The organism is Lactobacillus mulieris, assembly GCF_007095465.1.
GTDB classification, from domain to species: domain Bacteria; phylum Bacillota; class Bacilli; order Lactobacillales; family Lactobacillaceae; genus Lactobacillus; species Lactobacillus mulieris.
Genome location: NZ_SDGL01000006.1, coordinates 69,528 through 95,007, shown reverse-complemented (window position 1 = coordinate 95,007; position 25,480 = coordinate 69,528). Strand labels below are relative to the sequence as shown.

The following is a 25,480-nucleotide window of genomic DNA, read 5'->3' as shown; positions in this document are numbered from 1 at the left end:
GTAAAATGATTTATGAATGTGAGTAACTGATTTAGAAGGGATGACTATGAAAAATATACCGGTAATTATGACTATTTTGGGTGGCAGTGGTGATTTAGCCCATCGGAAATTGTACCCAGCTTTATTTAATTTATTTGAGCAGGGGTTGATTAAAGATAATTTTGCAGTAATTGGTACTGCACGTCGACCTTGGAGCCATGAATATTTACGTGAGCAGGTTATTGATGCTGTCCATGAAAATGACAAAAATGTGGATGAAAATCACTTAAAGCAATTTGCAAGCCACTTTTACTATCAATCACATGATGTAACTAATACTGAACACTACCAAGCGATTAAAGACTTGGCTAATGACTTAGACAGTCGATACAGCGCTCAAGGAAATCGAATTTTTTACATGGCAATGGCTCCACGCTTTTTTGGAACGATTGCGACTCATATTAACGATCAAAAGCTGATGGGTAGTGGATTTAATCGAATTGTTGTTGAAAAACCTTTCGGCAGAGATCTTGCTTCAGCTAGCGAACTAAATGAAGAAATTAAGGCTTCATTTAGTGAAGATTCAGTATATAGAATTGATCATTACCTTGGTAAAGAGATGATTCAAAATATTTTACCAATGCGCTTGTCTAATCCATTAATTAAATATATTTGGTCAGGTGAATTTATTAAGAATGTCCAAGTTACACTAGCTGAAAACTTAGGTGTTGAAGCTCGTGGTGGATATTATGAAACTTCAGGTGCTTTGCGTGATATGGTTCAAAATCATATCTTCCAAATAATTACTTTACTGGCAATGGGGGAACCGACTGCACTTAGCTCAGAAGCAATTCATGCTAAGAAGCAAGAATTACTTGATAGTATGGTTATTCCTTCAGTTGATGAAGTCAAAAAAACTTTTGTTAGAGCACAATATGCAGGAACAGACGACACTTTCGGCTACTTACAAGAACCTAATGTTGATCCTGATTCCAAGACTGAAACTTTTGCGGCAGGGAAAGTTAAATTTACCAAAGGCCCTTTAGCTAATGTCCCAATTTACTTTAGAACAGGTAAAAAAATGCGGGAAAAGAAGAACCGAATTGATATCGTCTTAAAGCATATGAATAACTTATACGGACAAGCTCATTCCAATAATATTACAATTATTATTGACCCTAAGAGTGAGATTTATTTCACAATCAATGGTAAGAGAATTTCTGAGCCAGGTATTCGTCGTGAAAACTTAGCTTATGAATTTTCAGATTATGAAAACTCATTAGTTCCTGATGGTTATGAACGCTTATTACATGATGTTTTTGTTGGAGATCAAACTAATTTCACACATTGGAGTGAAATTGCTAAGTTTTGGGAATTTATTGATGCAGTTGAAGCTGCTTGGCAAAGTGAAAATGAATCTGTTGAAAAATTAATTCAATATCCACAAGGAAAGTTAGGACCAAAACAAGCTGGTGAAATTTTTGAAAGTCCAACTGAACGTTGGATTTATGAATAATGGATTTACTTCCCAAAAATGATTTTCATCGTAAAATTATTCATTTAGATATGGATGCATTTTATGCATCAGTTGAAATGAGAGATAATCCAGCTTTAAAAAATAAGGCTTTAGTAATTGCTCATGATCCTCGTGAATATAATGGACATGGTGTAGTTGCTACTGCTAATTATTTAGCTCGGCAATATGGGATAAATTCAGCAATGCCAGCAATTGAAGCTGTTAAAAGAATTCCCAAGGATAAGCTGGTTTTTGTTACACCTAATTTTGATAAGTATCGCCAAGTTTCAGCTCAAGTTCATGAAATTATGCATGCTGTAACTGATCAAGTGGAAAGTGTCGCTTTAGATGAAGCATATATGGATGTAACCAGTAATAAACTAGGAAATTATAGTGCTATTGAACTGGGCAGTTATATGCAAGAGAGAATTTACAAGGAGTTACAGCTAGGAGCTAGCTTTGGTGTGAGTTACAATAAGTTCTTAGCCAAAATGGGGTCTGAATATGCTAAGCCTTTTGGAAGAAGTGTGATTCTGCCTCAAGAAGCCCTGACTTTTCTTGCAGACCAGCCAATAAAAAAATTTCCTGGCGTTGGAAAAAAGACCCAAGGTACTTTTCAAGCATTGGGATTAAAAACTGGTAAGGATTTACAGAAACTAACAGTAAAAGAGTTAACTACATTATTTGGAAAATTCGGTTATCAACTAGCGCTTCATGCACATGGAATTGATTTCTCGCCTGTTAAGGCGCAACGTAAACGAAAATCAATTGGAAAAGAAAATACTTTTTTGCCAGTATTATTTGATCAAAATGAAATTTTGCGGAATTTAAGGAATTTTGCTGAGAGTATTAGTAAGCAATTAAAAGAAAAAAAGTTGCAAGGTAAGGTAGTAACAATTAAGGTGCGAACGCCTGATTTTGTTACTAAAACTAAGCGTAAAACTTTATCTCAATTTACCAATGATGAGCAGATAATTTATCAAGCTAGTTATGAGTTACTTAATCAAATTGATTATCGGACCGCTGGCATTCGTCTGCTTGGAATTAGTGTTAGCCAGCTTGAAAATAACCGCTATACGGAAATAAATCTTGGTTTATTTTCAACTGATTGGTAAAATATATTCTTTATCTGATAGAATTTATATTGAGTTTATTTAAACATAAAGGAGCACATTATTATGTCTAATACTACTTTTGATGAAATCTATGCCAAAATTAAAGAATACGACACTATTATCTTGCATCGTCATATTAGTCCTGATCCTGATGCAATTGGTTCTCAAGCAGGTCTTGGCCGCTCAATTAAATTAGCCTTTCCAGAAAAGAGAGTTTTATATGCTGGTGTTGATTGGGGCGACTTAACTTGGATTAATAAAGGTGACGACATTAAGGATGAAGACTATAAGGGTGCCTTAGTTATTACAACTGATACTGCTGATCGACCACGTGTTTCAGATCAACGGTATGACATGGGAGATTTCTTAATTAAGATGGACCATCACCCTAATGTAGATCCTTATGGTGATTTATATTATGTAAATGATCAAGCTCCTGCAGCTAGTGAAATTATTGCCGATTTCTTAATTAGTCAAAAAATGCCAATTACAGCTGAAGTTGCTTTGCCAATTTATGCGGGAATTGTAGGAGATACTGGACGTTTCATGTATCCAGAAACAACTGCTCATACATTTGAAATTGCAGCAATGCTTGCAAAAACTGGTATTGATTTGACACAAATTGCTAGAAACATTAGTGACGTAACTTTCAAGCAAGCTAAGCTTCAAAGTAGTGTATTAGATTACATGACGGTTGATAAATCAGGTGCAGCTTATGCAGTGTTGACTCAAGCTGATTTGAAGAAGATGGGAGTTACAACTGAAGAAGCTTCTGTTACTGTTTCAACTCCTGGTAGAATTAAAGATATTTTGACTTGGAGTGTGATTGTTGAATTAGAAGATGGTACATACCGAGTACATTATCGTTCAAAGGGCCCAGTAATTAATGGGTTAGCTGCTAAACATAATGGTGGAGGTCATGCCCTAGCAAGTGGTGCTAAGGCTAAAGATGAAGCAGAAATTAAACAAATTTTTGCAGAATTAATTGATGTTACAAATAAATATAAGGAAGAACATGAATAATATTTTTTTAGATTCACGAATTAACGAAAATCTTCAAGCAGGTCTTGCAAAAATTAACTTCCAAAAACCAACTAAGGTGCAATCGGAAGTTATTCCAGTCTTTTTGACAGGTAAGAATATGCTAGTTCAAGCGGCAACTGGTTCTGGAAAAACTCATGCTTACTTAATTCCAGCCCTTAACGAAGTAATTACAAGTAGTCAAACTACTCAAGTAGTTGTTACCGCACCAAGCCGTGAATTAGCGCAGCAACTTTATACAGTTGCTCGTCAATTGAGAGATGCAAGTAGTTTAGATATTTCAATTTCTCTTTTGGCAGGTGGTAGTGATCGTGATCGGCAAATTTCTAAAGCGGAAAGTAAGGCACCACAAGTTATAGTTGCAACTCCTGGTAGATTACTTGATTTCGCCAAGAAAAGAATTATCAATTTAGAAAACACTAAGTGTTTTATTATTGATGAAGCAGATATGTCACTTGATTTAGGATTTTTAGGTGATATTGACCAAGTTGCAGCACGAATGCCTAAGACAGTTCAAATTGCGGCCTTTTCTGCGACAATTCCTGTTAAGTTAGATAACTTTTTGCGGAAGTATATGCAAAAGCCTGAACGAATCATTATTGAAAATCCAGCTGTTATTGCTCCAACAATAAAAAATGATTTACTTGATATTGGTTCAAAAGATCGAAAGAATATTTTATTTAAGTTGCTAACAATGGGGCAACCATATTTAGCCTTAGTTTTTGCAAATACTAAGCAAAAAGTAGATGAAGTTGCTAAATATTTACAGGATCAAGGATTGAGAGTTGCTAAAATTCATGGTGGTATTACTGAAAGAGAAAGAAAGAGAACTTTACGTTTAGTTCGCCAAGGTGATTTTCAATATGTTGTTGCTACTGATTTAGCAGCTAGAGGAATTGATATTGATGGTGTTAGTCTGGTAATTAACTACGAATTGCCTAAAGATTTAGAGTTTGTAATTCATAGAATTGGTCGAACAGGCCGTAATGGATTAAAGGGGCATGCGATTACCTTAATCCGTGAAGAAGAAATGAACTTGGTAGGGCAATTAGAACATGTTGGTGTTCAATTCGATTTTGTTGAATTGAAAAATGGTGAATTAGTAGAAAGAACGCACTATCATCGCCGTAATCAAAGAAGTGCAACTAATCATAAATTAGACAATCGTTTGATTGGCTATGTTAAGAAAGCAAAAGTTAAGAAAAAGCCTGGCTATAAAAAGAAAATTAAAAAGGCTATTGCTGAAGATGCTAAACAAAAGCGGAAGCTTGAAAAAAGGCATGAAGCAAGAGTTCAAAAACGTCGTCGCAAACGCAAACGCGTTGACAAATAATGACTAAGTAGTAAAATTATTTTCAGCTTAAGATATGTTTTTTACCAATCTTATTTACAGAGAGGGAAGTTTTGGTGGGAAATCCTAATAAGAAGTAAAAAATGCTCCTTTAAGTTCTTAAATTTCGATATTAAAGTGGTAACAAACACTGTTGCAATCAAGGTGGTACCGCGCGTTGGCGTCCTTGAATATGTGCAATAGTGTTTTTTTATACAAGGAGATAACGATGAAGAAGCTTACAAGTTCAGAGTTTCGGCAAATGTACCTAGATTTCTTTAAAGAACATGGTCACATGGTTTTGCCATCACAATCACTAATCCCTCAAGATGATCCAACTTTGCTTTGGATTAACTCAGGGGTTGCAACTATGAAGAAGTATTTCGATGGTTCTGTGGTCCCTAAGAATCGTCGAATTACTAGTTCACAAAAGTCAATCAGAACTAACGATATTGAAAATGTTGGTAAAACAGCTCGTCACCAAACTTTCTTTGAAATGCTTGGTAACTTCAGTGTTGGTGATTACTTTAGAGATGAAGCTATTCCTTGGGCTTGGGAATTTTTGACTAGTCCTAAGTGGCTTGGTTTAGATAAAGACAAACTTTTCTGTACTGTCTACCCTAAAGATGTTGACTCACAAAAGGTTTGGGAAAAAGCAGGGATGCCAAAGGACCATATCATTAAATTAGAAGATAACTTCTGGGATATTGGTGAAGGCCCATGTGGTCCTGATACTGAAATCTTTTATGACCGTGGTCAAGAAAACAATGACGTGGCTGAAGATGACCCTGAAAACTTCCCAGGTGGTGAAAATGCCCGTTACCTTGAAATTTGGAACATTGTGTTCTCACAATACAATCACTTACCAAATGGTGAATATGTTGATCAACCACATAAGAACATCGATACAGGGATGGGACTTGAACGGGTACTTTCAATCTTACAAGATGCTCCAACTAACTTTGAAACTGACTTATTCTTACCAATGATTCATGAAACTGAAAAGATGAGTGCTGGTAAGAAATATGGTGCAAATAAAGAAGATGATATTGCCTTTAAGATTATTGCGGACCACGTTCGGGCAGTTTCCTTTGCAATCGGTGATGGAGCTCTCCCATCAAATTCAGGCCGTGGCTATGTATTACGTCGTTTGATTAGACGTGCTGACTTGAATGGTAAGCGTTTGGGCATTAATGGGGCTTTCCTTTACAAGTTAGTTCCAGTTGTGGGTAAGATTATGGAAAGCCACTATCCAGAAGTCTTAAAGCAAGCTTCATTCATTCAAAAAGTAATTAAGAATGAAGAAGATCGTTTTGGTGCAACTCTTGAATCAGGCCTTTCTTTGCTTGACGACTTAATCGAAAAGGCTAGTGCAAGTGATGATAAGACCATTTCTGGTAAAGATGCCTTCAAATTATTTGACACTTATGGCTTCCCATATGAATTAACTTTTGAAGCAGCTCAAGATAAAGGCTTAAAGGTTGATAAGGCCGGCTTTGATAAAGAAATGGACGCTCAAAAAGAACGTGCTAGAAAAGCTCGTGGTGACCTTCAATCAATGGGACGTCAGGACGAAACTTTGATGAATATCAAAGATAAGTCAGAATTTGAATATGGCGTTTATGAAGAAAAACATGCTAAATTAATTGATATCGTTGTTGATGATAAGCTTGTTGATAAAGCTGATGGTGAAACTGCTACTTTAATCTTTGATAAGACTCCATTTTATGCAGAACGTGGTGGACAAGTGGCGGACCATGGTGATATTTACGACCAAAATGGTGATTTGGTTGCTAAAGTTACTGATGTTCAACATGCACCAAATGATCAAAACTTACACTTTGTTGATCTTGTTTTACCAATGGAAAAAGGTAAAGAGTATGTCTTAAAGATTGACGCTCACCGCCGTGAAGGTTTGCGTCACTCACATACTGCAACTCACTTAATTCATGCTGCACTTCGTGAAGTATTAGGAGAACATACTCACCAAGCTGGTTCTTTAGTTGATCCTGACTTCTTGCGTTTCGACTTTACAGCAATTGACCCAATGACTCCACGCGAAATTGAAACGGTTGAGCGCTTAGTTAATCAAAAAATTTGGGAAAATATTGATGTTAAGACAACTATTACTGATCCTGAAACTGGTAAGAAGATGGGGGCTTTAGCCTTATTCAATGGTAAATATGGCGACAAGGTTCGAGTTGTTCAAATCAATGACTTTTCAATTGAATTCTGTGGGGGGACACACTGTTCTAACACAGCTCAAATTGGCATTTTCAAGATTATTTCTGAACAAGCTATTGGTGCAGGTATGCGCAGAATTGAAGCTGTAACAAGTGAAAAAGCTTATGAATACTTAACTAACCGTGATGCTTTACTTGAAGAAATTAAGCAAGAAGTTAAGGCTACTAAGGTTGAAGATATTAAGACTAAGATTACTTCACTAGAAGAAGAATTACATGCTAGTCAAAAGAAAGCCGCAGAACTTGAATCTGAAATTAATGCAGCTAAAGCAAGCGATATTTTTGAAAATGTTCAAGAAGTCAATGGCTTGAAAGTTATTGCAGCTATGGCTGATGTAAATGGAATGAATGATTTACGTGAACTTGCTGATAACTGGAAAGCTTCTAACAAGAGTGATGTTTTGGTACTTGCTTGTGCCAATGATGGCAAAGCTAATATGGTTATTAGTTTAGCTGACGCAGCCTTAGATAAAGGACTTAAAGCTGGTAACTTAATTAAAGTTGCAGCACCTGTCTTTGGTGGTGGCGGTGGTGGCCGTCCCAACATGGCACAGGCTGGTGGTAAGAATCCTGCTGGACTTAAAGAAGCTATTACAGCTGTAATTAACGAGATTAACAAGTAAAATTAATTGTTTTAACCGCGTTTTTCAAGTAGAATTGCCATAGGAGGAATGAAAAATGAGTTCGCTAGATAAAACTATGCATTTTGATTTCAATCAAAATAAAGGCAAAAATGTTTATGATACTTTACAAGATGTTTATAATGCTCTTGAAGAAAAAGGTTATAATCCAACTAACCAGATCGTAGGATATTTACTTTCTGGCGACCCAGCATATATTCCTCGGCATAATGATGCACGTAACTTGATTTTGAAACATGAACGTGATGAAATTATCGAGGAATTAGTCAAGAGTTACTTAGGTAAGGACAAGTAATGCGCTTATTAGGCCTTGATGTTGGTTCAAAGACCGTTGGTGTAGCAATTAGTGATGAACTAGGGCTTACTGCACAAAAACTAGAAACAATCTCAATTGATGAAACTCGGCACAATTTTGGTATGAAAGCAATAAAGAAAATAGTGCGAGAATATGATGTAACTGGTTTTGTACTAGGTCTACCTAAAAATATGGATGGTTCTGATGGTGCAAGTGTGAATCGAAGTAAGAATTACGGTAAGAGATTAGAAGAAAAATTTTCTTTGCCAGTTGCTTATTCTGATGAGCGTTTGACGACAATTGAAGCAGATCGTGTTTTGATTGAAGAAGCTGAAATCCATGACCGTAAAAAAAGAAAAGAAGTCATTGATCAAATGGCTGCGGTTTTAATTTTACAGAATTATTTAGATTTAAAGAGAAGGAACACTGATGGCAGCAACAATTAATCCAGGTGATGATAAAGATCGCCAAATTACCTTAATTGATGATCAAGGTAATGAAGAATTATTTGAAGTTTTATTCACCTTTCATTCAGATGATTATGATAAAAGTTATGTGTTATTATACCCAGCTGCAATTGCTGAAGATGAAGATATTGAAGTTCAAGCTTTTAGTTATGATGCAAATGCAGATGGTGATGTAACAAGTAGCGATTTGCATGAAATTGAATCAGATGAAGAATGGGCCATGGTTCAAGGAGTCTTGAACACATTCTTAGATGATGATCGTTTAAGCGGTGAATAATTAAAGGGACTGGTTTAGGCCGGTCCTTTTTTATAGGTTAAAGGAAATATGAATCATAAGATTTTAAAAATATTAGAATATCCACGAATTACTGAAAAACTAGCTCAAGAAGCAATTACAGATACAGCTAAAAAACAAGCGCGTGATTTACAACCGAGTGACAATTCTGTTCAAGTTAGGATAATGCTTGCTCAAACACGTGCTGTAGCAAATTTACTACGGATTAGGGGACAATTACCTATTGTTAATTTTAAGCCCTTAGACGGTAGCTTAAAGCGCTTAAAGGTAAAGGCTAGTTTGAATGCAGAAGAATTAGCAAATATTTTACTTATTTTGACATTAGCCAAAGAAATTAATGACTTTATTGAAAAAAATGTAGATGCTGAACTTGATTTAAGGGCAATTGATAAGATTTTAGAAGATTTGGATGTCCCTACTGAATTGTTATCTGAACTAAAACATTCAATTGATTTTGATGGTAGTGTGCTAGATTCAGCATCTAACGAATTAGCCAAGTTAAGACATGATATTGCTGCTAACGAAGAAGAAATCAAAAATAAAATGGCTTCTTTAACTAAATCAGCGAGTAAATACTTATCAGAGGGCTTGGTTACCATTCGTGATGATCGGTATGTATTGCCGGTTAAGCAAGAATTTAAAGGAAAACTCGGTGGGGTTGTCCATGATCAAAGTGCCAGTGGGCAAACTTTATTCGTAGAACCAGAAGCAGTTTTGAATTTAAATAACCGACAACAAAGTTTGTTAGCTCAAGAGCGGAAAGAAATTCGCAAAATTTTAAAACATTTATCAGCTTTAGCTGGCGAAGATAGAGAACAATTGCGAAATATTGGCATTGCACTGACAGAACTTGATTTCTTACAAGCTAAAGCTAAATTAGCTAAAAAAATGAAAGCTTCTGAGCCAATGATTTCAGATAATCATGAAGTACTTTTAAGACAAGCGCGACATCCTTTGATTGATCCAGAAAAAGTAGTGCCAAATGATATTAGTTTAGGGATTGATTTTGACACGATGTTAATCACTGGTCCTAATACTGGTGGTAAAACAATAACATTAAAAACTCTGGGCTTAATTCAATTGATGGCCCAATCTGGTTTGTTTATTCCCACAAATGAAAATAGTCAAGTGGGCGTGTTTGGTGAGATTTATGCTGATATTGGTGATGAACAATCTATTGAGCAATCTTTGAGTACTTTTTCATCACACATGAATGACATTATTTATATCATGAAGCATGTAAATAAAAACACTTTGGTCTTAATTGATGAAATTGGGGCAGGTACGGATCCAGAAGAAGGAGCTAGTTTGGCAATTGCGATTTTGGATGAGTTGCGAGAACATGGTGCTAAAATCATGGTAACAACTCACTATCCTGAACTTAAACTTTATGGTTATAACCGTGATCGAACTACTAATGCTTCAATGGAATTTGATGTGAAGAATTTGACACCAACTTATCTTTTACAAGTTGGTATTCCAGGTTATTCAAATGCATTTGCCATTACCAGACGTTTAGGAATGAATGAGAAAGTCGTCAAAAAAGCTGAAAGCTTGACTAAAGATTCTGATTCTGAACTAAATAAAATGATTGCTCGTTTAAATGAACAAACAAAAGAAGTGACAGCTAAGCGTAAGTTTTTAGCTAAAAATTTGGAGAAATCTGAGGAGCTTCTCAAGAAGTTACAAGATGGCTTAGACATTTATAACCAACGCTTACAAAAACAATTAGAATTTGCAAATGAACGTGCTAATGAAGTGGTCGCTAAAAAACGCAAAAAGGCCGAGGCGATTATTGCGGAATTAGAAAAGCAAAAAGCAAGTGGTGCAGCAATTAAAGAAAACAAGTTGATCGATGCTAAGGGTAATTTCAATAAGTTAGCCAAAGAAGCTGATAATTTAGCCAATAATAAAGTTTTAAAAAGAGAAAAAAAGCGTCATAATGTTGCGGTTGGTGATCAGGTTAAGGTCTTATCATATGGTCAAGTAGGGACGATTACTAAAAAACTATCTGAACATGACTATGAAGTTCAAATGGGGATTGTTAAGCTTAAAGTGACAGATCGTGATATTGAAAAAGAAGCCAGTAAAGCTCCTAAGAAAAAGCAAACAATTGTCCGGACAACTCGAAAGCTTAATCGAGCAAACGCAAGCAGTCAGCTAGATTTACGAGGACAGCGCTATGAAGAAGCAATGGTTAATTTAGATCGGTATATGGATACGTCTTTATTAGCAGGCTTAGGTAGTGTCGTAATTGTTCACGGAATTGGTACGGGAGCAATTAGACAAGGAGTTTGGCAATATTTGAAGTCTAGCCGCCATGTCAAAAGTTTCAATTATGCACCAGCTAATGAAGGTGGAAATGGTGCAACTATAGTTGAGTTAAAATAATGAGCAAGTTACTTGCAAAAAGTAAGTATAAACCATAAACTTAAAGTACAAATTCAAAAACAAAATTATTTTTAGATTAGAGGTAGTTAAAATGGTTGAAGCTTTAACTGATCAAAACTTTGCTGAGGAAACTAAGGAAGGCGTAGTTTTAACTGACTTTTGGGCAACCTGGTGTGGACCTTGTCGAATGCAATCACCAATTATTGACCAATTGGCAGAAGAACGCCAAGATGTAAAATTTACCAAAATGGACGTTGATGAAAATCAATCAACAGCTAAGAATTTGGGAATTATGGCAATTCCTACGTTAATTATTAAAAAAGATGGTGAAGTTGTAGATCGGATTACTGGTTATACACCTAAAGAAAAATTAGATGAAATTTTAGATCAATATACTGACTAATAATTACATAAAAAGCTACTTCAAAACGAAGTAGCTTTTTTATGTAATTAATATTGAGCAATGATTTGAACTTTTTTTTCTTTGTCGTTAATGACAACGTTACTTTCACAATCACGTTGATTTTCACTAGCTAAGCAAGCACTAATAATGCCAGCTTCAAGTTCGAAATCTTTAGTATCACTATTTAAACGATCTTCCACAATTTGACCACTTAATTCAAAAGTGGCCCCGACTCTTTTTTCACTGATTAATTTTAAATCACCAAATTGTGCCATTTGGAAGAAATCGATTAGAGAGTCAGTATCGCTTAATGCATATTTATTAGCGATTTTTTTACCAGCCCAATAAAGAATTTCTTTGGTATCTTCCCCTAAAATAGTTGGTAATAAAAAATCACGATAGAGTTGATTAATAAAATATGAGTGTTCGTTATTTTCTTGCATAGCTTTCCATCCCTTTGTATTCTTTTCTATTTTACATTAAACTAGTGGAAGCGAAAAATATTTTTTACAAGTCTGAGGAGAAAAATTAATGGATAATCGACCAATTGGATTATTAGATTCCGGATTAGGTGGCTTAACCGTCCTCAAAAAGGTTATGAAGAAACTACCAAATGAAGCAACGGTTTTTATTGGTGATCAAGCACATATGCCATATGGTGATAAAACAACTGAGGAAGTAATAGAATTAACAAGAAAAAGTGTTGATTTTTTACTATCCAAAAATGTAAAAGTAATTATTTTTGCATGTAATACAGCAACTGCTGCTGCAATGGAAGTGATTCAAAAAGAAATTGCCCCCAAAATTATTGGAGTTATTCAATCAGGTAGTTTGGCTGCTGCTAAGATTACTAAAAACAATAAAGTGGCAGTAATTGGTACACATGTTACGATTGAATCGCATGCTTATAGCAAAGAAATTAAGTTCCGCAACCCTGATATTAAAGTTACAGAACTTGCAACACCTAAATTAGCACCACTTGTTGAGGCACAACGTGATTTCGCTTACAATGTTGATGTGGTAAGGGATAGTTTGGACTCCCTAAAAGGAAAAGATTTTGATACAATGGTTTTAGGTTGTACTCATTATCCAATTATTGAGAAAGAAATTTCTGAAATTGTTGGTAGTACAATTAAGCTAGTAGATCCTGCTGATCAGGTTGCTCAATACACTGAAAATATTTTAAAGCGGGATGGAATGCTAGCTGGAGAAAAAGGAAAGCATGAATACTATACGACCGGTGACTGTAAAAAGTTTACGGAAATTGCTCGTAAATGGTTAGATGATCCGCAGTTAGTAGCTAATCATGTAGAAACGGGAGAAAGGTAATGAATAAAGTTTTATTATTTGCAACTAATAACCAAAACAAGGTTAAAGAATTAAAAGCTGCTTTTCAAAAGGCAGGATTAGATATTGAAATTAAAACTAATGCGGACTTAGAAGCAGCTCCACATGTTAGTGAAAATGGCAGCACATTTGAAGAAAATGCCACTTTAAAGGCTCACACTTTAGCAGAATTTTCTAAATTGCCTACTTTAAGTGATGATTCAGGTTTAGTTGTTGATAAATTAAATGGTGCTCCTGGTGTTCATTCAGCAAGATATGGTGGAGAAGCACATAATGATGCAAGAAATAATGCTAAGTTGCTTGCATCTTTAGGTGGTATTCCTGAAGAAGAAAGATCTGCAAAGTTTTGCTCAACTTTTGTTTTATCAATGCCTGGACATTTTGATAAGGATTTAGTTGTAACTGGTGAATGTGAAGGTGTGGTTTTAGCAATTCCTCGTGGGCATGATGGTTTTGGCTATGATCCATTATTCTATGTTCCAGAAAAAGGCAAAACTTTTGCTGAAATGACTACGGATGAAAAGAACGAAGTATCTCATCGTGGTAAAGCACTTAAACAATTAGTAGAGAAGTTGCCAGCTTGGCTTGAACAATTTTAAGAGGTAGATTATGCCATTTGTACATATTGAATTAATTAAGGGCAGAAGTCCTGAACAATTAGAAAATTTAATGAAAGATGTTACTGATGCTGTTCACAAAAATACAGGCGCTCCTAAAGAACACATCCATGTAATTATCAATGAATTAGGTCCACATACTTATGGTCAAGGTGGACAATGGCGTGCATAAAAAAGGTCCTGGATTTTTCCAGGACCTTTTATGTTAAGTGAGCAAATTCTATACCAGCATCTTGAAAAGCTTGAATATAACTACTTAAATAATTGTTTTTTATTTCTGTTGAATCCCCCCCGATTACTTGTAAGTGAACTTGGATTGTAACATTTGGGCCTTCTTGTTTAGTTACACCATAATTTTTTGGTGGTGTAGATAAAAATTTTTCATTGCGCTTCAGTTGTTTATTAACTTGATTAATTAGCTCATTTACTTTGTTTAAATCATTTTTTGCTAATAAGTTTAATTCAATATCTCCGCCGGTTCCTCCGTGAGACAAATTAGTAACTAATAAAATATTACGATTGGGAATATAGGTAAGTGAGCCATCTACTTGCTTAATACATGTTGTTCTAATTCCTAAACGGACAACCGTACCTTTTTCGGTTCCGATTTTTACTAAATCGCCCACATTATATTGATCTTCACTTAAAATAAAGAAGCCATTTACAAGGTCACTAACAAAGCCCTGAGCCCCCATACCTAAGGCAAGGGAGAAAATACCAGCACTGGCAATTAAAGTACCGACAGGGACTCCTAGAATGCTTAAAACGCCAAATAAATAGAAAAATAAAGTAGTATATTGAAAAATGTTGGTTGATAAATTAGCAATTGTTTGGCTGCGCTTATTTAACTTGACTTTACCTTTCAAAAAATATTTAGTAATTACACGTTTACCGAAGTTGTTAATTAAAAGAAAGATGGCAGTAGTAATAGCTAATTGCCAAATTACATTTATAAAATTATTTAAGTAGCTAGACCAATCAATTGACCAATTTGAAAATATTTTTGAAGTTAGCGTGTACATGTATGTCCTCATTTCGTGCTATTATGTTATTAGCATACCAGATAATGATGTAAAATTGTCAGATAGACTAAATCATGCTAGACTTTTTTTAGATGAATTAATTGGAGGAAAAATAATGTTAATTTCTTATGGTGCATTAGCTGGCTTAATTGCAGCGGTTGCTTTTTTATTGTTTGTATTATTTACTATTCCTGTTCTTTTAAGAACTACTAAGACTTTGAAGAAAGTTGAACAAACAATGGACATCACCAATGATGCGTTGGGGAAGATGAGTAATGATATTGACGATATTATGAAGCAGACCAATGACTTGCTTGATAAAACCAATGATTTATTAGAAGACGTAAACTCCAAGATGAAAACTGTTGAACCTGTTGTACAAGCAGCAGCAGATTTGGGTGAAAGTGTATCTGACCTTAATTCATCATCTCGTAAGTTAGCGACACGTTTTTCTGAGGTAAATATCAAGAAAACAGGCTTAATGACTACTATTTTGACTAGTATTTTGGCTAGACGTAGAAGACGTCGCGGTTTAGATTAGAAAAGATTGGGGATTTTCTCGATGAAGAAATTAGGAGCATTTGTGTTTGGGACAGTTGTTGGTGCAGCAGCAGGATTAGCAGCAGCTGCATATCTTCTTCCAGATGAAACACTTGAAGACTTAAAGCAAAAGATTAATGATAATGATACTTTAAATGATTTAAAAAAGAAGTATGATAATTCAACTGAAATTGTGAAAAATCAACTCGCTGCTTTTCCTAAAAATGTTGAAGATGATTCTGAACTTAAAGATTTTGATGATATCGTAATTGATTCAACCAAGCATAATCTTGGCAGCAATGAAAATGACGATAATGAAACTTTAAGTGATTTAGAAAACGCTGAAAAGTAATAAAAAAGCTTTACCTATCTGGTAAAGTTTTTTTTATTGCTATTTTTTATCACGTAAAGGGATATATTTAAGAGCTTTGTCAGTTTTTGTAAATGGTTCAAAGCCATTTTTAGTTACAACGCCACAATCTTCGATTCGAACGCCACCAACACCAGGAATGTAAATCCCAGGCTCAATTGAGAAGCACATACCTTCTTCGATTACTAAATCATTTCCTTGCATAATTGAAGGGAATTCATGAACATTTTTACCAATTCCGTGTCCCAATCTGTGGATGAAATACTCACCATATCCTGCTTTAGTAATAATATCTCTAGCAACTGCATCCAATTCTGCGGCTGTAATTCCAGGTTTAGCTGCTTCAATGGCTGCTTGTTGAGCTTCGCGGTCGACTTCATAAATCTCTTTTTGCTTATCACTTGGTTCACCATAAGCAACAGTTCTTGAAGAATCAGAAGCGTAACCTTTATGCATTGTCCCTAAGTCAAATAAAACTAACTCATTTGGTTTTATTTGATTCATAGTTGGTCCTAAATGTGGATTTGATGCATTTTCACCAGCTTGAACAATAGTTTCGAAACTTTGGTGCATAACACCTTTTTGTAACTTTAATTGATAATCAATTTGACCAGCAATGTATCTTTCAGTTACGCCAGTGGCAATATTGTCGAATCCAATTTGAAATGCAAAATCAGCTTCAGCACCTGCAGCTTTCAATTTTTCAATTTCTTCAGGAGTTTTGTAAAGTCTTAAATGATCAATAAATTCAGATAAATTAGTATCAAAATCACTGTTATTAAAGGCTTGTCGCAAAAAATTATAACGCTCAACAGGTAAATTATTTTCTTCAATTGCCCAGTGCTTAAAAGAATTGGTTCTCTTTTTAACAAGGCTTTTGATAATTTGCCATGGATTTTCATGGTCTAAATAACCATATACATCCCCGTTCCATTCAGAATGTTTTGCTTCTTCTACATTTAAAGCTGGACAAAAAATGAAAGGTTCAGCATCTTTAAAAGCTAATAAAGCAAAGATTCTTTCTTCTGGTTCCATTTCGTAACCAGTAAAATAAGCGATAGTAATTGGGTTTGAAATATAAGCAGCATCTACATTATGTTCAGCTAGCCAATTTTGTAATTTATCTAAATTCATGACTTTTTCTCCTTTATAATTAAAAATCTTTTAAAACTATTATATAACAATGTAAAGAATTTGCCATGAATTGGGCAAGCGTTTGCACCACTATGGGATTTCATGGTATTGTTATATGATGAGTTAGTGAAAGATGAGGAGCGAAATTATGCATAAACAAGAAGTGACTATTTATGATGTTGCTCGCGAAGCTAAAGTTTCGATGGCTACAGTTTCGCGAGTAGTGAACGGTAATAATAACGTTCGCAAAGAAACCCGTGATCGGGTAATGGAAGTAATCAATCGCCTCCATTATCAACCCAATGCAGTAGCTCAAAGTTTGGCATCTAAAAGAACTACTACTGTTGGTCTTATTGTACCGGACTTGACTAATTTATACTTTGCAGAATTGTCAAAGGGTATTGATGATATTGCAACTTTATATAAGTATAATATTATCCTTTCAAGTACTGAAAATAAGCTATTGAGAGAAGACCAAGTTATTCAAGGTTTGCTTAATAAGCAAGTCGATGGGGTAATTTATATGGGGGATCGTTTATCAGATGAAGCAGCTGCTGCTTTTGAAAGAACTAATACTCCAGTTGTTTTAGCAGGAACAATTGATTCAAGAGAGCAATTTGATTCTGTTAATATTGATTACCCAAAATCTGATAAGGAATCTTTTAATTTATTACTTGAAAATGGTTGTGGTGAAATTGCCTTAATTTTAGCAGATGCTGAAGCAAGTATTAATAAAGAAAACAGAATCAGAGCTTACCAAGAATTTGTGGAAGAACATAACTTGACCAAGCATATTTATCAAGATATTTACTCTTACCAAGATGGTTATGATTTATATGGCAAGTTAGAAGAAGATGGAATTGAAGGTGCTGTGGTAACCAGAAACTTATCTGCAGTTGGAATTATGAATGCTGCATTAGATGATGGCAAAAAAATTCCTGATGATTTAGAATTAATTACTTCAAATGCGACTGTAATTTCTGAAGTTGTTCGTCCTAGTTTGACTAATATCAAGCAACCACTTTATGATATTGGTGCTGTGGCAATGAGAATGTTAACCAAGTTAATGGCTAATGAAGAATTAGAAGAAAAACATATGGTATTGCCTTACGAATTAGTAGAAAAGGGCAGCACTACTAAATAAATAGTATAAAAAAGTCTGGAAGATTAACCTTCCAGACTTTTTTATTATTCAGCATCTTTAGTTAATTCATAAATTGCTTCGGCATAAATTGCAATTGAGGCAATCAAGTCATCAACTTTCATATATTCATTGGCTTGATGCATAACCATTGGAGCATCTTCAGGTTGAGCACCGAAAGCAACCCCATGTTCAAATAGACGACCGTAAGTACCACCACCAATAACAACTTCATGTCCTTTAAGACCAGTTTGCTTTTCAAAAACGCTAAGCAAAGTCTTAACAAGTGGGTCATCGCCAGGTACATAGTGAGGTTCTTCAAAGCCATCGAATGAAGCTTCTAAGATATCACCATATTTTTCAGTTACTTGTTTAATCATCTTGTCGGGATCAGTTCCTTGTGGGTAACGAATGTTATCAAGAAGTTCAGCTTTTTCGCCTTTCTTGAAGTCAAACATACTTGGTGCACTTGATAAGTCACCCATTAGGTCGTCATGGTGGGCAACACCTAACTTTTCACCCTTGAAATCTTCATGCTCAACACTGCTTAAGAAGTGAATGTAATTCTTAGCAGTACCAGCTAAATCAAGAGTATCTAAGAATACAGCTAAGAAAGTGGCAGCATTTCTACCAACTTGTGGGGCAGAAGCGTGAGCGCCTTGTCCAACTAATTCTAAGTTAGCAGTATCGCCAGCAATTTCGAATTTACCTTCCAATTTGTTATCTGATAAAAACTTTTCATATTCAGACTTAATTTCTGAAAGGTTAGCAGCCTTAATACTTGCAAAAGCTTTTTGTGGAGTAACGTTGGCTGCAATTCCTGCTTTAAAGGTAAGAAGCTCAACGCTACCAGTACCGGGAACTTCTTTAAAGTTCATAACTAAGGTATAGATACCTTGTTCACCATTAATAATTGGAAATTCAGCATCTGGTGAAAAAACTTGATCAGGGGTTGGTTCATGTTTTAAGTAGTAATCAATACCAACCCAGTTAGTTTCTTCGTTAGTACCTAAAACAAAATCAATCTTTTTCTTTGGTTTAAAGCCAGCTTCTTTTAGAATTAACATTCCATAGTAAGCTGCTAAAGCAGGACCTTTGTCGTCAGCACTACCACGGCCAATAATTTTTCCATCTTTGATAATCATCTTAAATGGGTCAGTTACCCAGCCATCTCCAGCAGGAACTACGTCCATGTGTCCAATTACACCTAAGCGTTTTTTACCTTCACCAAAGTTTACTCGTCCAGCGTAGTTAGCAAAGTTTTGAACATCAAAGCCATCTCTTTCAGCAAAAGATAAAAACTTCTTCATTGCTTTAACTGGTCCAGGTCCAACAGGATATTCTTCACTAGCATTAGCTAAATCTTCTGAAGAATCAATTGCAATTAATTCACCTAAGTCTTTTAAAATATCATCTTTTTTAGCAAGGGCTAATTTTTTATAATCTAATTCCATCGAAAAAGCCTCCTTAATCATATTAAATTAATTTTATCATAAAAAAAGCGCTCCTTTTATGAAAGCGCCTTATGATTAAGAAAAGATTTTAAATTTGGATTAAATTGATGAGTATATGAATCATGTAAAACAGTAAATGAAAGTAATTCAATATTATTATATCTTGTGTTTGCATCAAGTAGTTGGTAGCGACTAAAAGCAAAACTATTAATCGGAAGATTAGTGAATAAAATTTCTCGCGCTTGAACCCAACCTAAGTTAGTCTTAATCCAAAGATTTTTACTAGTTCCTGAGAATCCATAAATTTTATAGCTTTTGTTAAAGCTTAGATGTTTATGCAAATATGATAAATGATCAGGTGTTAGATATACTTTTACTTTAGTATGAGATGGGCTTTTTACTTGAGCATTGAAATAAGGATTTAAATTGTCATAATTCAAATCAAAACTTATATAGTCAGCTTTAACAAACGAATTACCACCTAGTTGATAGTATAATTGGTTCCCTACTTGTACACTATTTACGACATGAATGCTTTCTAAAAAAGAAAGCTTGGTTTTGTTGGCAACAGGTTGATATGGATTCATAATAGTTTTTGCATTGGTAAATCCTAAATAAGTGGCATCTTTATTAATTTCTATTTGTTTTGAACCCTCTTTAGCAACTTTATATTTAAAGCCGGTTGCTGGGAAGTTAGTTACCACACCATCAATATTGTTATTGATTAACCAATTCCAAAGTTTAGGTGATTCATCCATTTCTGCCCAAACAAAAATCTTTTTTCCACTGCCATGCAGCCATTTTACTAGATTGGGATATTTTTTAATTAAATCACTTGAAACGTTAACAGCATTTACATATTGAAGAGTATCATAATTAATTCTCTTTAAAGATCCCACAATAAAAATACGTTCTACATTTGGAAGTAATTGGCTGAAATAGTATAAACTTTTAGCAGAAAAAGAGTGAATCATTACTCGATTTTCCATATGATATTTTTTGATACTAGTCGCAATGACTTTTTCTAGGTTGTTACTTTTATCAACTCCGTGATCAACTTTAGTTTCAAGAATAAATTTGGCATTTGGTTTATTTTTATAGTATTCGAATAATTGCTCTAAGCTGATTACGTGTTCACCATTAGAGTATTGAAGCTTACTTAAAGTTTCAAAGGTATTTTGTGATACAATGGCATTTGTACCAACCATTCTTTCTAAGTCGTCATCGTGAGAAACTACTGCTATATTATCTTTAGATATATGCAAGTCTAATTCCACATAATCGGCTCCGGAGTCAAAAGCAGAATTATCGCTTTGAATGGTTTCTTCTGGGTATTTAGTTGGATCTCCACGATGCCCAACAACTAAAAAGCCACAATTAATTATAAATATTAAACATAAGAAAAGGCCCCAACTTAGGCATTTTTTTAATTTCATCTGTCCACCTCTGTTGTTTTTACGATAGCATGGAAAGAGTTTTTTTTCTATTAAATTAGCGATTTTTAAGGAGTGCGTAATGAATCAAAATTACCAAACATTTGATATGATTGAAGAAATAACCCGTAATGACGGTTCAACTTACTACGAGATTACTAATGTTGAACAAAATGGAATCGCTGAGTTAGCTTGTGACCGGGGAATGATTAAAGAGGTTCGGTTATTACAACTTAATATTGCCAGAACTAATGCTTTGAAAACTTATGAAGCATATATTAATAAAACTTACAAATTTCCAACTTTGACCACCTTAACTAAGTGGGAAGAGTGGGATAAACCAAAAGGAAAAGTACTGGACGCTTATAATTTAATTTTAAAATCAAATCATATTGGATAAGAGGCAACCATGGAAAAAATCAGAATTTTGCATACAAATGATTTACATTCACACTTTGAAAAGTTCCCTAAAATTAAGCGCTTCTTAAATGCTGCACAACAAGATAATACTGTTGATCAAGTTTATACATTTGATGCAGGAGATTTTATGGATCGTTCCAATCCATTAAGTGATGCAACTAATGGCCATGCCAATATTGAGTTGATGAATCAGTTTAATTACGATGCTGTAACTATTGGAAATAATGAGGGAATTTCTAATCCACATGAAGTAGTTGAACATTTATTTGATTATGCACAATTTCCAACTGTTTTGGCTAATCTGCGCGAAGAAGATGAAAGTATGCCTAAATGGTGTACTAGTTATAAAATCTTTACTACCAAAAAGAAAACAAGAATTGCAGTCATTGGTTTAACGGCCCCTTATCCAATGACTTATGGTCCTAATCATTGGCATGTAAAAATGTTAGGAGAAGTGATACCAGACTTGTTGACTACTTTGAAGGGAAAATATGATATATTAGTCGGTTTAACCCACATTGGGGTCAATTTAGATAGTTGGATTGCTGACAAATTCCCTGAGTTTGATTTAATTGTTGGAGGGCATACTCATACTTTATTAGAAACTGGAAAATGGGTTAATAATACCTTGATTGTTCAAACTGGAAAATGGGGACGTTATGTTGGGGATGTTAACTTGATTGTTGATGATCACCATAAAATTACTTCAATGAAGGCTTGTGTACATGAAACTGCTCAAATGGCTGAACAAGCACAAGATTTGGCCGAGAGTAAAGCTTTGTTTGAAAAGGGCAAGCAATTATTAGAAAGAGAAAAAATAGCTGATTTGCCAGCTTTGTTTGCAGATGATAAAGAAGAAGCGGTAGCTGTTTCGCTTGATGCTATAGCAGACTTTGCTGGGACTGATTTGGCAATGCTTTCAACTGGATTGTTTTTGACACCGTTTAAACAGGGAATTATGACTCGCTTTGATTTACAAACTTGCTTGCCTCATCCAATGCATGTCGTACGTACAACTCTTAAAGGTAGTGACTTATGGCGACTAGTCATGGAAATTGAAAAAAATCGCCATTTCCTTAGGAAATTTCATTTGATAGGCATGAGTTTTCGAGGAAAAGTATTTGGTGAAGTTTATTACCGAAATATTCAGGTTGATATGAAAACTAGACTTGTTTATGTTAATGGGGAAGAAATTGATCCTGACAGATATTATCAAATTGCAACACTAGATCATTACATTTTAATTCCATTCTTTCCAACATTGGCTGTAGTCGGTGAAAATGAATTTTTATTTTCTAAAGTATTGAGTCAAGTTATTGGTGAATACTTGGCTAAAAAATATCCAATTAAGAAAGGTGAGGTTAGTGGAAGAAAATAAACATGAAAATACTCCTATCTTGCATCATCCATTAGCATCAGTAGCTCGGTTAGGTGATAAATTAATAATTAATGGACGGCAATATACAATTATTGCTAATGAGAAAGATGCAGTTGATTTAGAGCTTTTAAGGCAAAAATACGATCCTTATCTTGATCAGTATGATTTTTTAGTTGGTGATATTTCAAGTGAACATTTACGATTAAAAGGATTCTTTCAAGATTGGGTGAGAACGTCAATTGATAAAAAAGTTTCAACAATTGTAGATTATTTAACGGAATATTGTAATCCTGGAAGTGGTTATTTTATTCTACAGTTAGATGAAGATAATACGCATAATGAAGTAAGTCAAAGCTTTAAGCAGAAGAAGACTTATAATGTGCGTTTTAGAAGTAAAAATAATTACCACAAAAAGAAAAACAATTCGCATTATTTCCGAGAAAGAAAGGTCAAAAAGACTAAGTTTAATTCTAAGAAAGATTATGCACAAACTAAAAAAGGCAAACACCATGTCTTTGTAATCAAAAAACGTAAGGATAGATAATTACTAATGAAACAATACCAACTCTTTCTAATTGATTTAGATGGCACTATTTATCGAGGAAAAGACACGATTGAATCAGGGGTTAATTTTGTTAAAAGGCTGCAAGAGAAACGATTAGATTATATCTTTTTAACTAACAATACTACTCGTACCCCACAAATGGTTGTTGAAAAATTGGCAGGGCATGGAATTAATACAGATATTCAACATATCTATACACCTTGTATGGCTACTAGTTCATATATTTTGTCTGAAAGAAAGTCTGCCAAAGTTTATATAATTGGACAAATTGGCCTATGGAATGAATTGTTATCTCATCCCGAAATTAGTTTTGATGATCAAAATCCGGATTATGTTGTAGTTGGCATGGATACTGACTTAACATATCATAAAATTCGGACTGCGGTTCGCCATATTAGAAATGGAGCAAAATTTATTGGAACCAATAGTGATTTGAATTTGCCTAGTGGGGATGAATTGTTACCAGGTAATGGTTCAATTTGTAAAATGATTGAAGTAGCCAGCGGGCAAAAGCCATTATTTATTGGTAAACCTTCTAATATCATTGTGGAAAAGTTATTAGAAAAGACTTCATATCACAAACAAGATTGTTTAATTGTTGGTGATAATTATTTGACGGATATTCATGCTGGTTTTAATAGTGGAGTAGATAGCTTATTAACTTTAACAGGGGTCAATAAGCGTGAAGATATTATTGATAAGCGTCAACCAAGTTATATTGTGAATAATTTAGATGAATTTGAATTATGAAAAGAAAAAAATTAATTGGAAATAATGCCTACAATCCTATATTTCATTTCTTTATGGGAGTAGCAAGTGCAGTAACTGGTACGATTTTGTTAAGTTGGCCATTACTTGCTTTATTTGTAAAAGTACAGAAAACTTATGAAACAGTGAATTTAACAGTAGGACAAGTAATGCATAATTATAGTCAGTTATTGTGGTTCTTGCTTTGGCCATTTAAGCAGGAATTAAAAATGGATAATTTTGCAAGTTCTGCTAATGCAATTGAACATTTTACTGAATGTAAGCACCTATTTGAATTAGCTGTGATTGTATTTATTTTGGGATTAATAGTCTTGCGGTTTAAGTCTAACTTTGATTATTTATCTAAGACTTGGGCTTTAATCTTTATGCTCATTCCCGTAGTAGTTGTCCCATTTGCGGTGGCAAATTTTGATACTTTTTTTGTCACTTTCCATCATATGATTTTTCATAATAATAATTGGCTGTTTAATCCTTTGACCGATCCGATTATTAATGTCTTAACAGAAGGTTTTTTTGCAGCGTGTTTTTCAATATTTGGTATAATTTATGAATTATATTTTGCAAGATTTCTATTAAACAAATAAAAGCTATCGAGATGCATCAATTGATACATTTCGATAGCTTTTTGCTTATTTTTTAACGCGATAACTTTCTTGAAGTAGCCCATTAAAGAAATGTTGCAAAGAGATTTGAACAGGTTTAGCATTCTCACCATTTAATTTGCGCATTTCACTATGGATATTTCGATACTCAAATAAATTATTGGCATAATCTAATAAAATATCATTTTCTGGATAGTCTATGCACATATTAGCAAGGTTGCTGATTCCAACTTTAAGAGATCGTCTAATTCTTTGAAAGATAATTCGTTTATCATGTTCAGTAATATGTAAATCACGTTCAAAATTAATTTGTGAAAACTCAATATTTTGATCACACATAATATTACAAATTTTCATGATATCATCAATTCCTGCTTCAGCCGCAATTCCTAAAAATCTAAGTACTTGTGCAATATAATCAGTTTGCTCACGGTGCAAAGCCTGTGGCCGAGTGTAAGGAGCAATACTGGAGCTAGATATTTCATAAATTTGATTTAAGCGATTTAAAAGCATTGCATAAGAAGAAATTAGGCGAATCATTTGTCTGGCCTCGACTAAATTAAGAGGGGAAGCAATAATTAGATCGACGCTTGAATCATAAATATTTTGCATTTCTTGTGAAGATAGCTTAGGACAGATCATTAGAAATCTGGGCCGCGATCCAACATTTTTGAGTTTATTAATGAGTTCAAGCCCTTTCTCTTTTTCATCAAGATTGTAATTAATAATTAAAATGTCTATGTGTAATTGAATAATTTCGCTATAGGCACGATTACTTTCTCCAGCTGTTCCGACTACGATTGAATCATAGTCTGCTTCAATTAAGTTACGGAGATTATCACGATTTTCTTTATTTGGATCGACAATATAAAAGTTCATGGTTTATACCTCGTGAATAAAATTGAAATATAATGATGTACTTTGAAACAACACTTTTCAAAAAAATAATCATTTAAATATAAACATATTTTTA

The 25,480-nt window shown here is 34.3% G+C and carries 27 protein-coding genes; 21 read left to right on the top strand and 6 right to left on the bottom strand.

Features of this window, described 5'->3' with window-relative positions; all coding sequences use genetic code 11:
* The first annotated feature begins 46 nt into the window (after positions 1–46).
* From zwf to trxA, 10 genes are all read left to right on the top strand, one after another.
* Positions 47–1,495 (top strand): glucose-6-phosphate dehydrogenase, encoded by a 1,449-nt coding sequence (gene zwf / locus ETI37_RS03885; RefSeq protein ID WP_006586362.1) that lies wholly within the window; start codon positions 47–49, stop codon positions 1,493–1,495.
* Positions 1,495–2,610: a DNA polymerase IV gene (gene dinB, locus ETI37_RS03880; RefSeq protein WP_006586363.1), complete on the top strand. Its 1,116-nt coding sequence runs from the start codon at positions 1,495–1,497 to the stop codon at positions 2,608–2,610. Before zwf ends, dinB begins: the two co-directional genes overlap by 1 nt.
* Positions 2,611–2,673: 63 nt before the next feature.
* The gene (locus tag ETI37_RS03875; RefSeq protein ID WP_006586364.1) at positions 2,674–3,633 is read left to right on the top strand and encodes a DHH family phosphoesterase; all 960 of its coding nucleotides are present in this window, start codon (positions 2,674–2,676) and stop codon (positions 3,631–3,633) included.
* Positions 3,626–4,984, top strand: a complete 1,359-nt coding sequence (locus ETI37_RS03870; RefSeq protein ID WP_006587715.1) for a DEAD/DEAH box helicase — start codon at positions 3,626–3,628, stop codon at positions 4,982–4,984. The genes ETI37_RS03875 and ETI37_RS03870 overlap by 8 nt, the downstream gene beginning before the upstream one ends.
* Positions 4,985–5,210: 226 nt before the next feature.
* Complete coding sequence (gene alaS, locus ETI37_RS03865) at positions 5,211–7,847, top strand: alanine--tRNA ligase (RefSeq protein WP_006586366.1); 2,637 nt, start codon at positions 5,211–5,213, stop codon at positions 7,845–7,847.
* 55 nt (positions 7,848–7,902) lie between these two features.
* Positions 7,903–8,160 (top strand): IreB family regulatory phosphoprotein, encoded by a 258-nt coding sequence (locus ETI37_RS03860; RefSeq protein WP_006586367.1) that lies wholly within the window; start codon positions 7,903–7,905, stop codon positions 8,158–8,160.
* On the top strand, positions 8,160–8,606 hold the full coding sequence (gene ruvX / locus ETI37_RS03855) for a Holliday junction resolvase RuvX (protein WP_006586368.1): 447 nt from the start codon (positions 8,160–8,162) through the stop codon (positions 8,604–8,606). Before ETI37_RS03860 ends, ruvX begins: the two co-directional genes overlap by 1 nt.
* Positions 8,590–8,904, top strand: a complete 315-nt coding sequence (locus ETI37_RS03850) for a DUF1292 domain-containing protein (protein ID WP_006586369.1) — start codon at positions 8,590–8,592, stop codon at positions 8,902–8,904. Before ruvX ends, ETI37_RS03850 begins: the two co-directional genes overlap by 17 nt.
* A gap of 48 nt (positions 8,905–8,952) precedes the next feature.
* Complete coding sequence (locus tag ETI37_RS03845; protein ID WP_006586370.1) at positions 8,953–11,313, top strand: endonuclease MutS2; 2,361 nt, start codon at positions 8,953–8,955, stop codon at positions 11,311–11,313.
* A gap of 91 nt (positions 11,314–11,404) precedes the next feature.
* Positions 11,405–11,716: a thioredoxin gene (gene trxA / locus ETI37_RS03840; protein WP_006585701.1), complete on the top strand. Its 312-nt coding sequence runs from the start codon at positions 11,405–11,407 to the stop codon at positions 11,714–11,716.
* Between the two features lie 47 nt (positions 11,717–11,763).
* Here trxA and ETI37_RS03835 read toward each other — a convergent pair whose 3' ends face one another.
* Positions 11,764–12,159, bottom strand: a complete 396-nt coding sequence (locus tag ETI37_RS03835; RefSeq protein ID WP_006586371.1) for a YslB family protein — start codon at positions 12,157–12,159, stop codon at positions 11,764–11,766.
* 88 nt (positions 12,160–12,247) lie between these two features.
* Between ETI37_RS03835 and murI the strand changes: the two genes are divergently transcribed.
* From murI to ETI37_RS03820, 3 genes are read left to right on the top strand one after another with little or no spacing between them, the layout of a single operon-like run.
* A complete protein-coding gene (gene murI / locus ETI37_RS03830) occupies positions 12,248–13,045 on the top strand; it encodes a glutamate racemase (RefSeq protein WP_006586372.1) in 798 nt (265 codons plus the stop codon).
* Complete coding sequence (locus ETI37_RS03825) at positions 13,045–13,662, top strand: XTP/dITP diphosphatase (RefSeq protein WP_006586373.1); 618 nt, start codon at positions 13,045–13,047, stop codon at positions 13,660–13,662. The genes murI and ETI37_RS03825 overlap by 1 nt, the downstream gene beginning before the upstream one ends.
* Positions 13,663–13,672: 10 nt before the next feature.
* Positions 13,673–13,852 carry a 2-hydroxymuconate tautomerase gene (locus ETI37_RS03820; RefSeq protein ID WP_006585703.1) on the top strand — a complete coding sequence of 60 codons (180 nt, stop codon included), beginning with the start codon at positions 13,673–13,675 and terminating at the stop codon, positions 13,850–13,852.
* A gap of 28 nt (positions 13,853–13,880) precedes the next feature.
* Here the strand turns inward: ETI37_RS03820 and ETI37_RS03815 are convergent, their stop codons facing one another.
* Positions 13,881–14,702: a mechanosensitive ion channel family protein gene (locus ETI37_RS03815; protein WP_006586374.1), complete on the bottom strand. Its 822-nt coding sequence runs from the start codon at positions 14,700–14,702 to the stop codon at positions 13,881–13,883.
* 115 nt (positions 14,703–14,817) lie between these two features.
* Between ETI37_RS03815 and ETI37_RS03810 the strand changes: the two genes are divergently transcribed.
* Together ETI37_RS03810 and ETI37_RS03805 are read left to right on the top strand one after the other, a co-directional pair.
* Positions 14,818–15,243: a DUF948 domain-containing protein gene (locus tag ETI37_RS03810; protein WP_006587712.1), complete on the top strand. Its 426-nt coding sequence runs from the start codon at positions 14,818–14,820 to the stop codon at positions 15,241–15,243.
* A 21-nt stretch (positions 15,244–15,264) separates the two neighbouring features.
* Positions 15,265–15,594 (top strand): hypothetical protein, encoded by a 330-nt coding sequence (locus ETI37_RS03805; protein WP_006586376.1) that lies wholly within the window; start codon positions 15,265–15,267, stop codon positions 15,592–15,594.
* Positions 15,595–15,633: 39 nt separating this feature from the next.
* Here ETI37_RS03805 and ETI37_RS03800 read toward each other — a convergent pair whose 3' ends face one another.
* Positions 15,634–16,746: a M24 family metallopeptidase gene (locus ETI37_RS03800; protein ID WP_006586377.1), complete on the bottom strand. Its 1,113-nt coding sequence runs from the start codon at positions 16,744–16,746 to the stop codon at positions 15,634–15,636.
* 148 nt (positions 16,747–16,894) lie between these two features.
* Here ETI37_RS03800 and ETI37_RS03795 point away from each other — a divergent pair, with 148 nt between their 5' ends.
* On the top strand, positions 16,895–17,890 hold the full coding sequence (locus ETI37_RS03795; protein ID WP_143458483.1) for a substrate-binding domain-containing protein: 996 nt from the start codon (positions 16,895–16,897) through the stop codon (positions 17,888–17,890).
* Between the two features lie 44 nt (positions 17,891–17,934).
* On the opposite strand, the gene pepV is transcribed toward ETI37_RS03795, so the two are convergent.
* The gene (pepV, locus tag ETI37_RS03790; protein WP_006587709.1) at positions 17,935–19,341 is read right to left on the bottom strand and encodes a dipeptidase PepV; all 1,407 of its coding nucleotides are present in this window, start codon (positions 19,339–19,341) and stop codon (positions 17,935–17,937) included.
* 56 nt (positions 19,342–19,397) lie between these two features.
* A complete protein-coding gene (locus ETI37_RS03785; RefSeq protein WP_006586380.1) occupies positions 19,398–20,777 on the bottom strand; it encodes a glycerophosphodiester phosphodiesterase in 1,380 nt (459 codons plus the stop codon).
* Between the two features lie 79 nt (positions 20,778–20,856).
* Here ETI37_RS03785 and ETI37_RS03780 point away from each other — a divergent pair, with 79 nt between their 5' ends.
* Genes ETI37_RS03780 through ETI37_RS03760 form a run of 5 tightly spaced genes read left to right on the top strand, consistent with a single transcriptional unit; the run spans position 20,857 to position 24,489 of the window.
* The gene (locus ETI37_RS03780; RefSeq protein WP_006586381.1) at positions 20,857–21,174 is read left to right on the top strand and encodes a hypothetical protein; all 318 of its coding nucleotides are present in this window, start codon (positions 20,857–20,859) and stop codon (positions 21,172–21,174) included.
* 9 nt (positions 21,175–21,183) lie between these two features.
* On the top strand, positions 21,184–22,572 hold the full coding sequence (locus ETI37_RS03775; RefSeq protein ID WP_006586382.1) for a bifunctional metallophosphatase/5'-nucleotidase: 1,389 nt from the start codon (positions 21,184–21,186) through the stop codon (positions 22,570–22,572).
* On the top strand, positions 22,559–23,116 hold the full coding sequence (locus ETI37_RS03770; RefSeq protein ID WP_006586383.1) for a YutD family protein: 558 nt from the start codon (positions 22,559–22,561) through the stop codon (positions 23,114–23,116). The genes ETI37_RS03775 and ETI37_RS03770 overlap by 14 nt, the downstream gene beginning before the upstream one ends.
* Before the next feature lie 6 nt (positions 23,117–23,122).
* Positions 23,123–23,887: a TIGR01457 family HAD-type hydrolase gene (locus ETI37_RS03765; protein ID WP_006586384.1), complete on the top strand. Its 765-nt coding sequence runs from the start codon at positions 23,123–23,125 to the stop codon at positions 23,885–23,887.
* Complete coding sequence (locus tag ETI37_RS03760) at positions 23,884–24,489, top strand: TIGR01906 family membrane protein (protein ID WP_006586385.1); 606 nt, start codon at positions 23,884–23,886, stop codon at positions 24,487–24,489. Before ETI37_RS03765 ends, ETI37_RS03760 begins: the two co-directional genes overlap by 4 nt.
* A gap of 45 nt (positions 24,490–24,534) precedes the next feature.
* Here ETI37_RS03760 and ETI37_RS03755 read toward each other — a convergent pair whose 3' ends face one another.
* Positions 24,535–25,386, bottom strand: a complete 852-nt coding sequence (locus ETI37_RS03755; protein WP_143458484.1) for a DNA-binding domain-containing protein — start codon at positions 25,384–25,386, stop codon at positions 24,535–24,537.
* Between the last annotated feature and the right edge of the window lie 94 nt (positions 25,387–25,480).

Excerpts from the sequence above, each read along its gene's own strand:
- ETI37_RS03845 (WP_006586370.1), top strand. The coding sequence starts at position 8,953 with ATGAATCATAAGATTTTAAAAATATTAGAATATCCACGAATTACTGAA.
- ETI37_RS03795 (WP_143458483.1), top strand. The coding sequence starts at position 16,895 with ATGCATAAACAAGAAGTGACTATTTATGATGTTGCTCGCGAAGCTAAA.
- ETI37_RS03755 (WP_143458484.1), bottom strand. The coding sequence starts at position 25,386 with ATGAACTTTTATATTGTCGATCCAAATAAAGAAAATCGTGATAATCTC.
- ETI37_RS03760 (WP_006586385.1), top strand. The coding sequence starts at position 23,884 with ATGAAAAGAAAAAAATTAATTGGAAATAATGCCTACAATCCTATATTT.
- ETI37_RS03825 (WP_006586373.1), top strand. The coding sequence starts at position 13,045 with ATGAATAAAGTTTTATTATTTGCAACTAATAACCAAAACAAGGTTAAA.
- ruvX (WP_006586368.1), top strand. The coding sequence starts at position 8,160 with ATGCGCTTATTAGGCCTTGATGTTGGTTCAAAGACCGTTGGTGTAGCA.
- ETI37_RS03815 (WP_006586374.1), bottom strand. The coding sequence starts at position 14,702 with ATGTACACGCTAACTTCAAAAATATTTTCAAATTGGTCAATTGATTGG.
- ETI37_RS03805 (WP_006586376.1), top strand. The coding sequence starts at position 15,265 with ATGAAGAAATTAGGAGCATTTGTGTTTGGGACAGTTGTTGGTGCAGCA.
- ETI37_RS03835 (WP_006586371.1), bottom strand. The coding sequence starts at position 12,159 with ATGCAAGAAAATAACGAACACTCATATTTTATTAATCAACTCTATCGT.
- ETI37_RS03780 (WP_006586381.1), top strand. The coding sequence starts at position 20,857 with ATGAATCAAAATTACCAAACATTTGATATGATTGAAGAAATAACCCGT.
- ETI37_RS03860 (WP_006586367.1), top strand. The coding sequence starts at position 7,903 with ATGAGTTCGCTAGATAAAACTATGCATTTTGATTTCAATCAAAATAAA.
- ETI37_RS03875 (WP_006586364.1), top strand. The coding sequence starts at position 2,674 with ATGTCTAATACTACTTTTGATGAAATCTATGCCAAAATTAAAGAATAC.
- ETI37_RS03820 (WP_006585703.1), top strand. The coding sequence starts at position 13,673 with ATGCCATTTGTACATATTGAATTAATTAAGGGCAGAAGTCCTGAACAA.
- murI (WP_006586372.1), top strand. The coding sequence starts at position 12,248 with ATGGATAATCGACCAATTGGATTATTAGATTCCGGATTAGGTGGCTTA.
- ETI37_RS03785 (WP_006586380.1), bottom strand. The coding sequence starts at position 20,777 with ATGAAATTAAAAAAATGCCTAAGTTGGGGCCTTTTCTTATGTTTAATA.
- pepV (WP_006587709.1), bottom strand. The coding sequence starts at position 19,341 with ATGGAATTAGATTATAAAAAATTAGCCCTTGCTAAAAAAGATGATATT.
- ETI37_RS03800 (WP_006586377.1), bottom strand. The coding sequence starts at position 16,746 with ATGAATTTAGATAAATTACAAAATTGGCTAGCTGAACATAATGTAGAT.
- ETI37_RS03810 (WP_006587712.1), top strand. The coding sequence starts at position 14,818 with ATGTTAATTTCTTATGGTGCATTAGCTGGCTTAATTGCAGCGGTTGCT.
- ETI37_RS03850 (WP_006586369.1), top strand. The coding sequence starts at position 8,590 with ATGGCAGCAACAATTAATCCAGGTGATGATAAAGATCGCCAAATTACC.
- dinB (WP_006586363.1), top strand. The coding sequence starts at position 1,495 with ATGGATTTACTTCCCAAAAATGATTTTCATCGTAAAATTATTCATTTA.
- zwf (WP_006586362.1), top strand. The coding sequence starts at position 47 with ATGAAAAATATACCGGTAATTATGACTATTTTGGGTGGCAGTGGTGAT.
- trxA (WP_006585701.1), top strand. The coding sequence starts at position 11,405 with ATGGTTGAAGCTTTAACTGATCAAAACTTTGCTGAGGAAACTAAGGAA.
- ETI37_RS03870 (WP_006587715.1), top strand. The coding sequence starts at position 3,626 with ATGAATAATATTTTTTTAGATTCACGAATTAACGAAAATCTTCAAGCA.
- ETI37_RS03765 (WP_006586384.1), top strand. The coding sequence starts at position 23,123 with ATGAAACAATACCAACTCTTTCTAATTGATTTAGATGGCACTATTTAT.
- ETI37_RS03775 (WP_006586382.1), top strand. The coding sequence starts at position 21,184 with ATGGAAAAAATCAGAATTTTGCATACAAATGATTTACATTCACACTTT.
- alaS (WP_006586366.1), top strand. The coding sequence starts at position 5,211 with ATGAAGAAGCTTACAAGTTCAGAGTTTCGGCAAATGTACCTAGATTTC.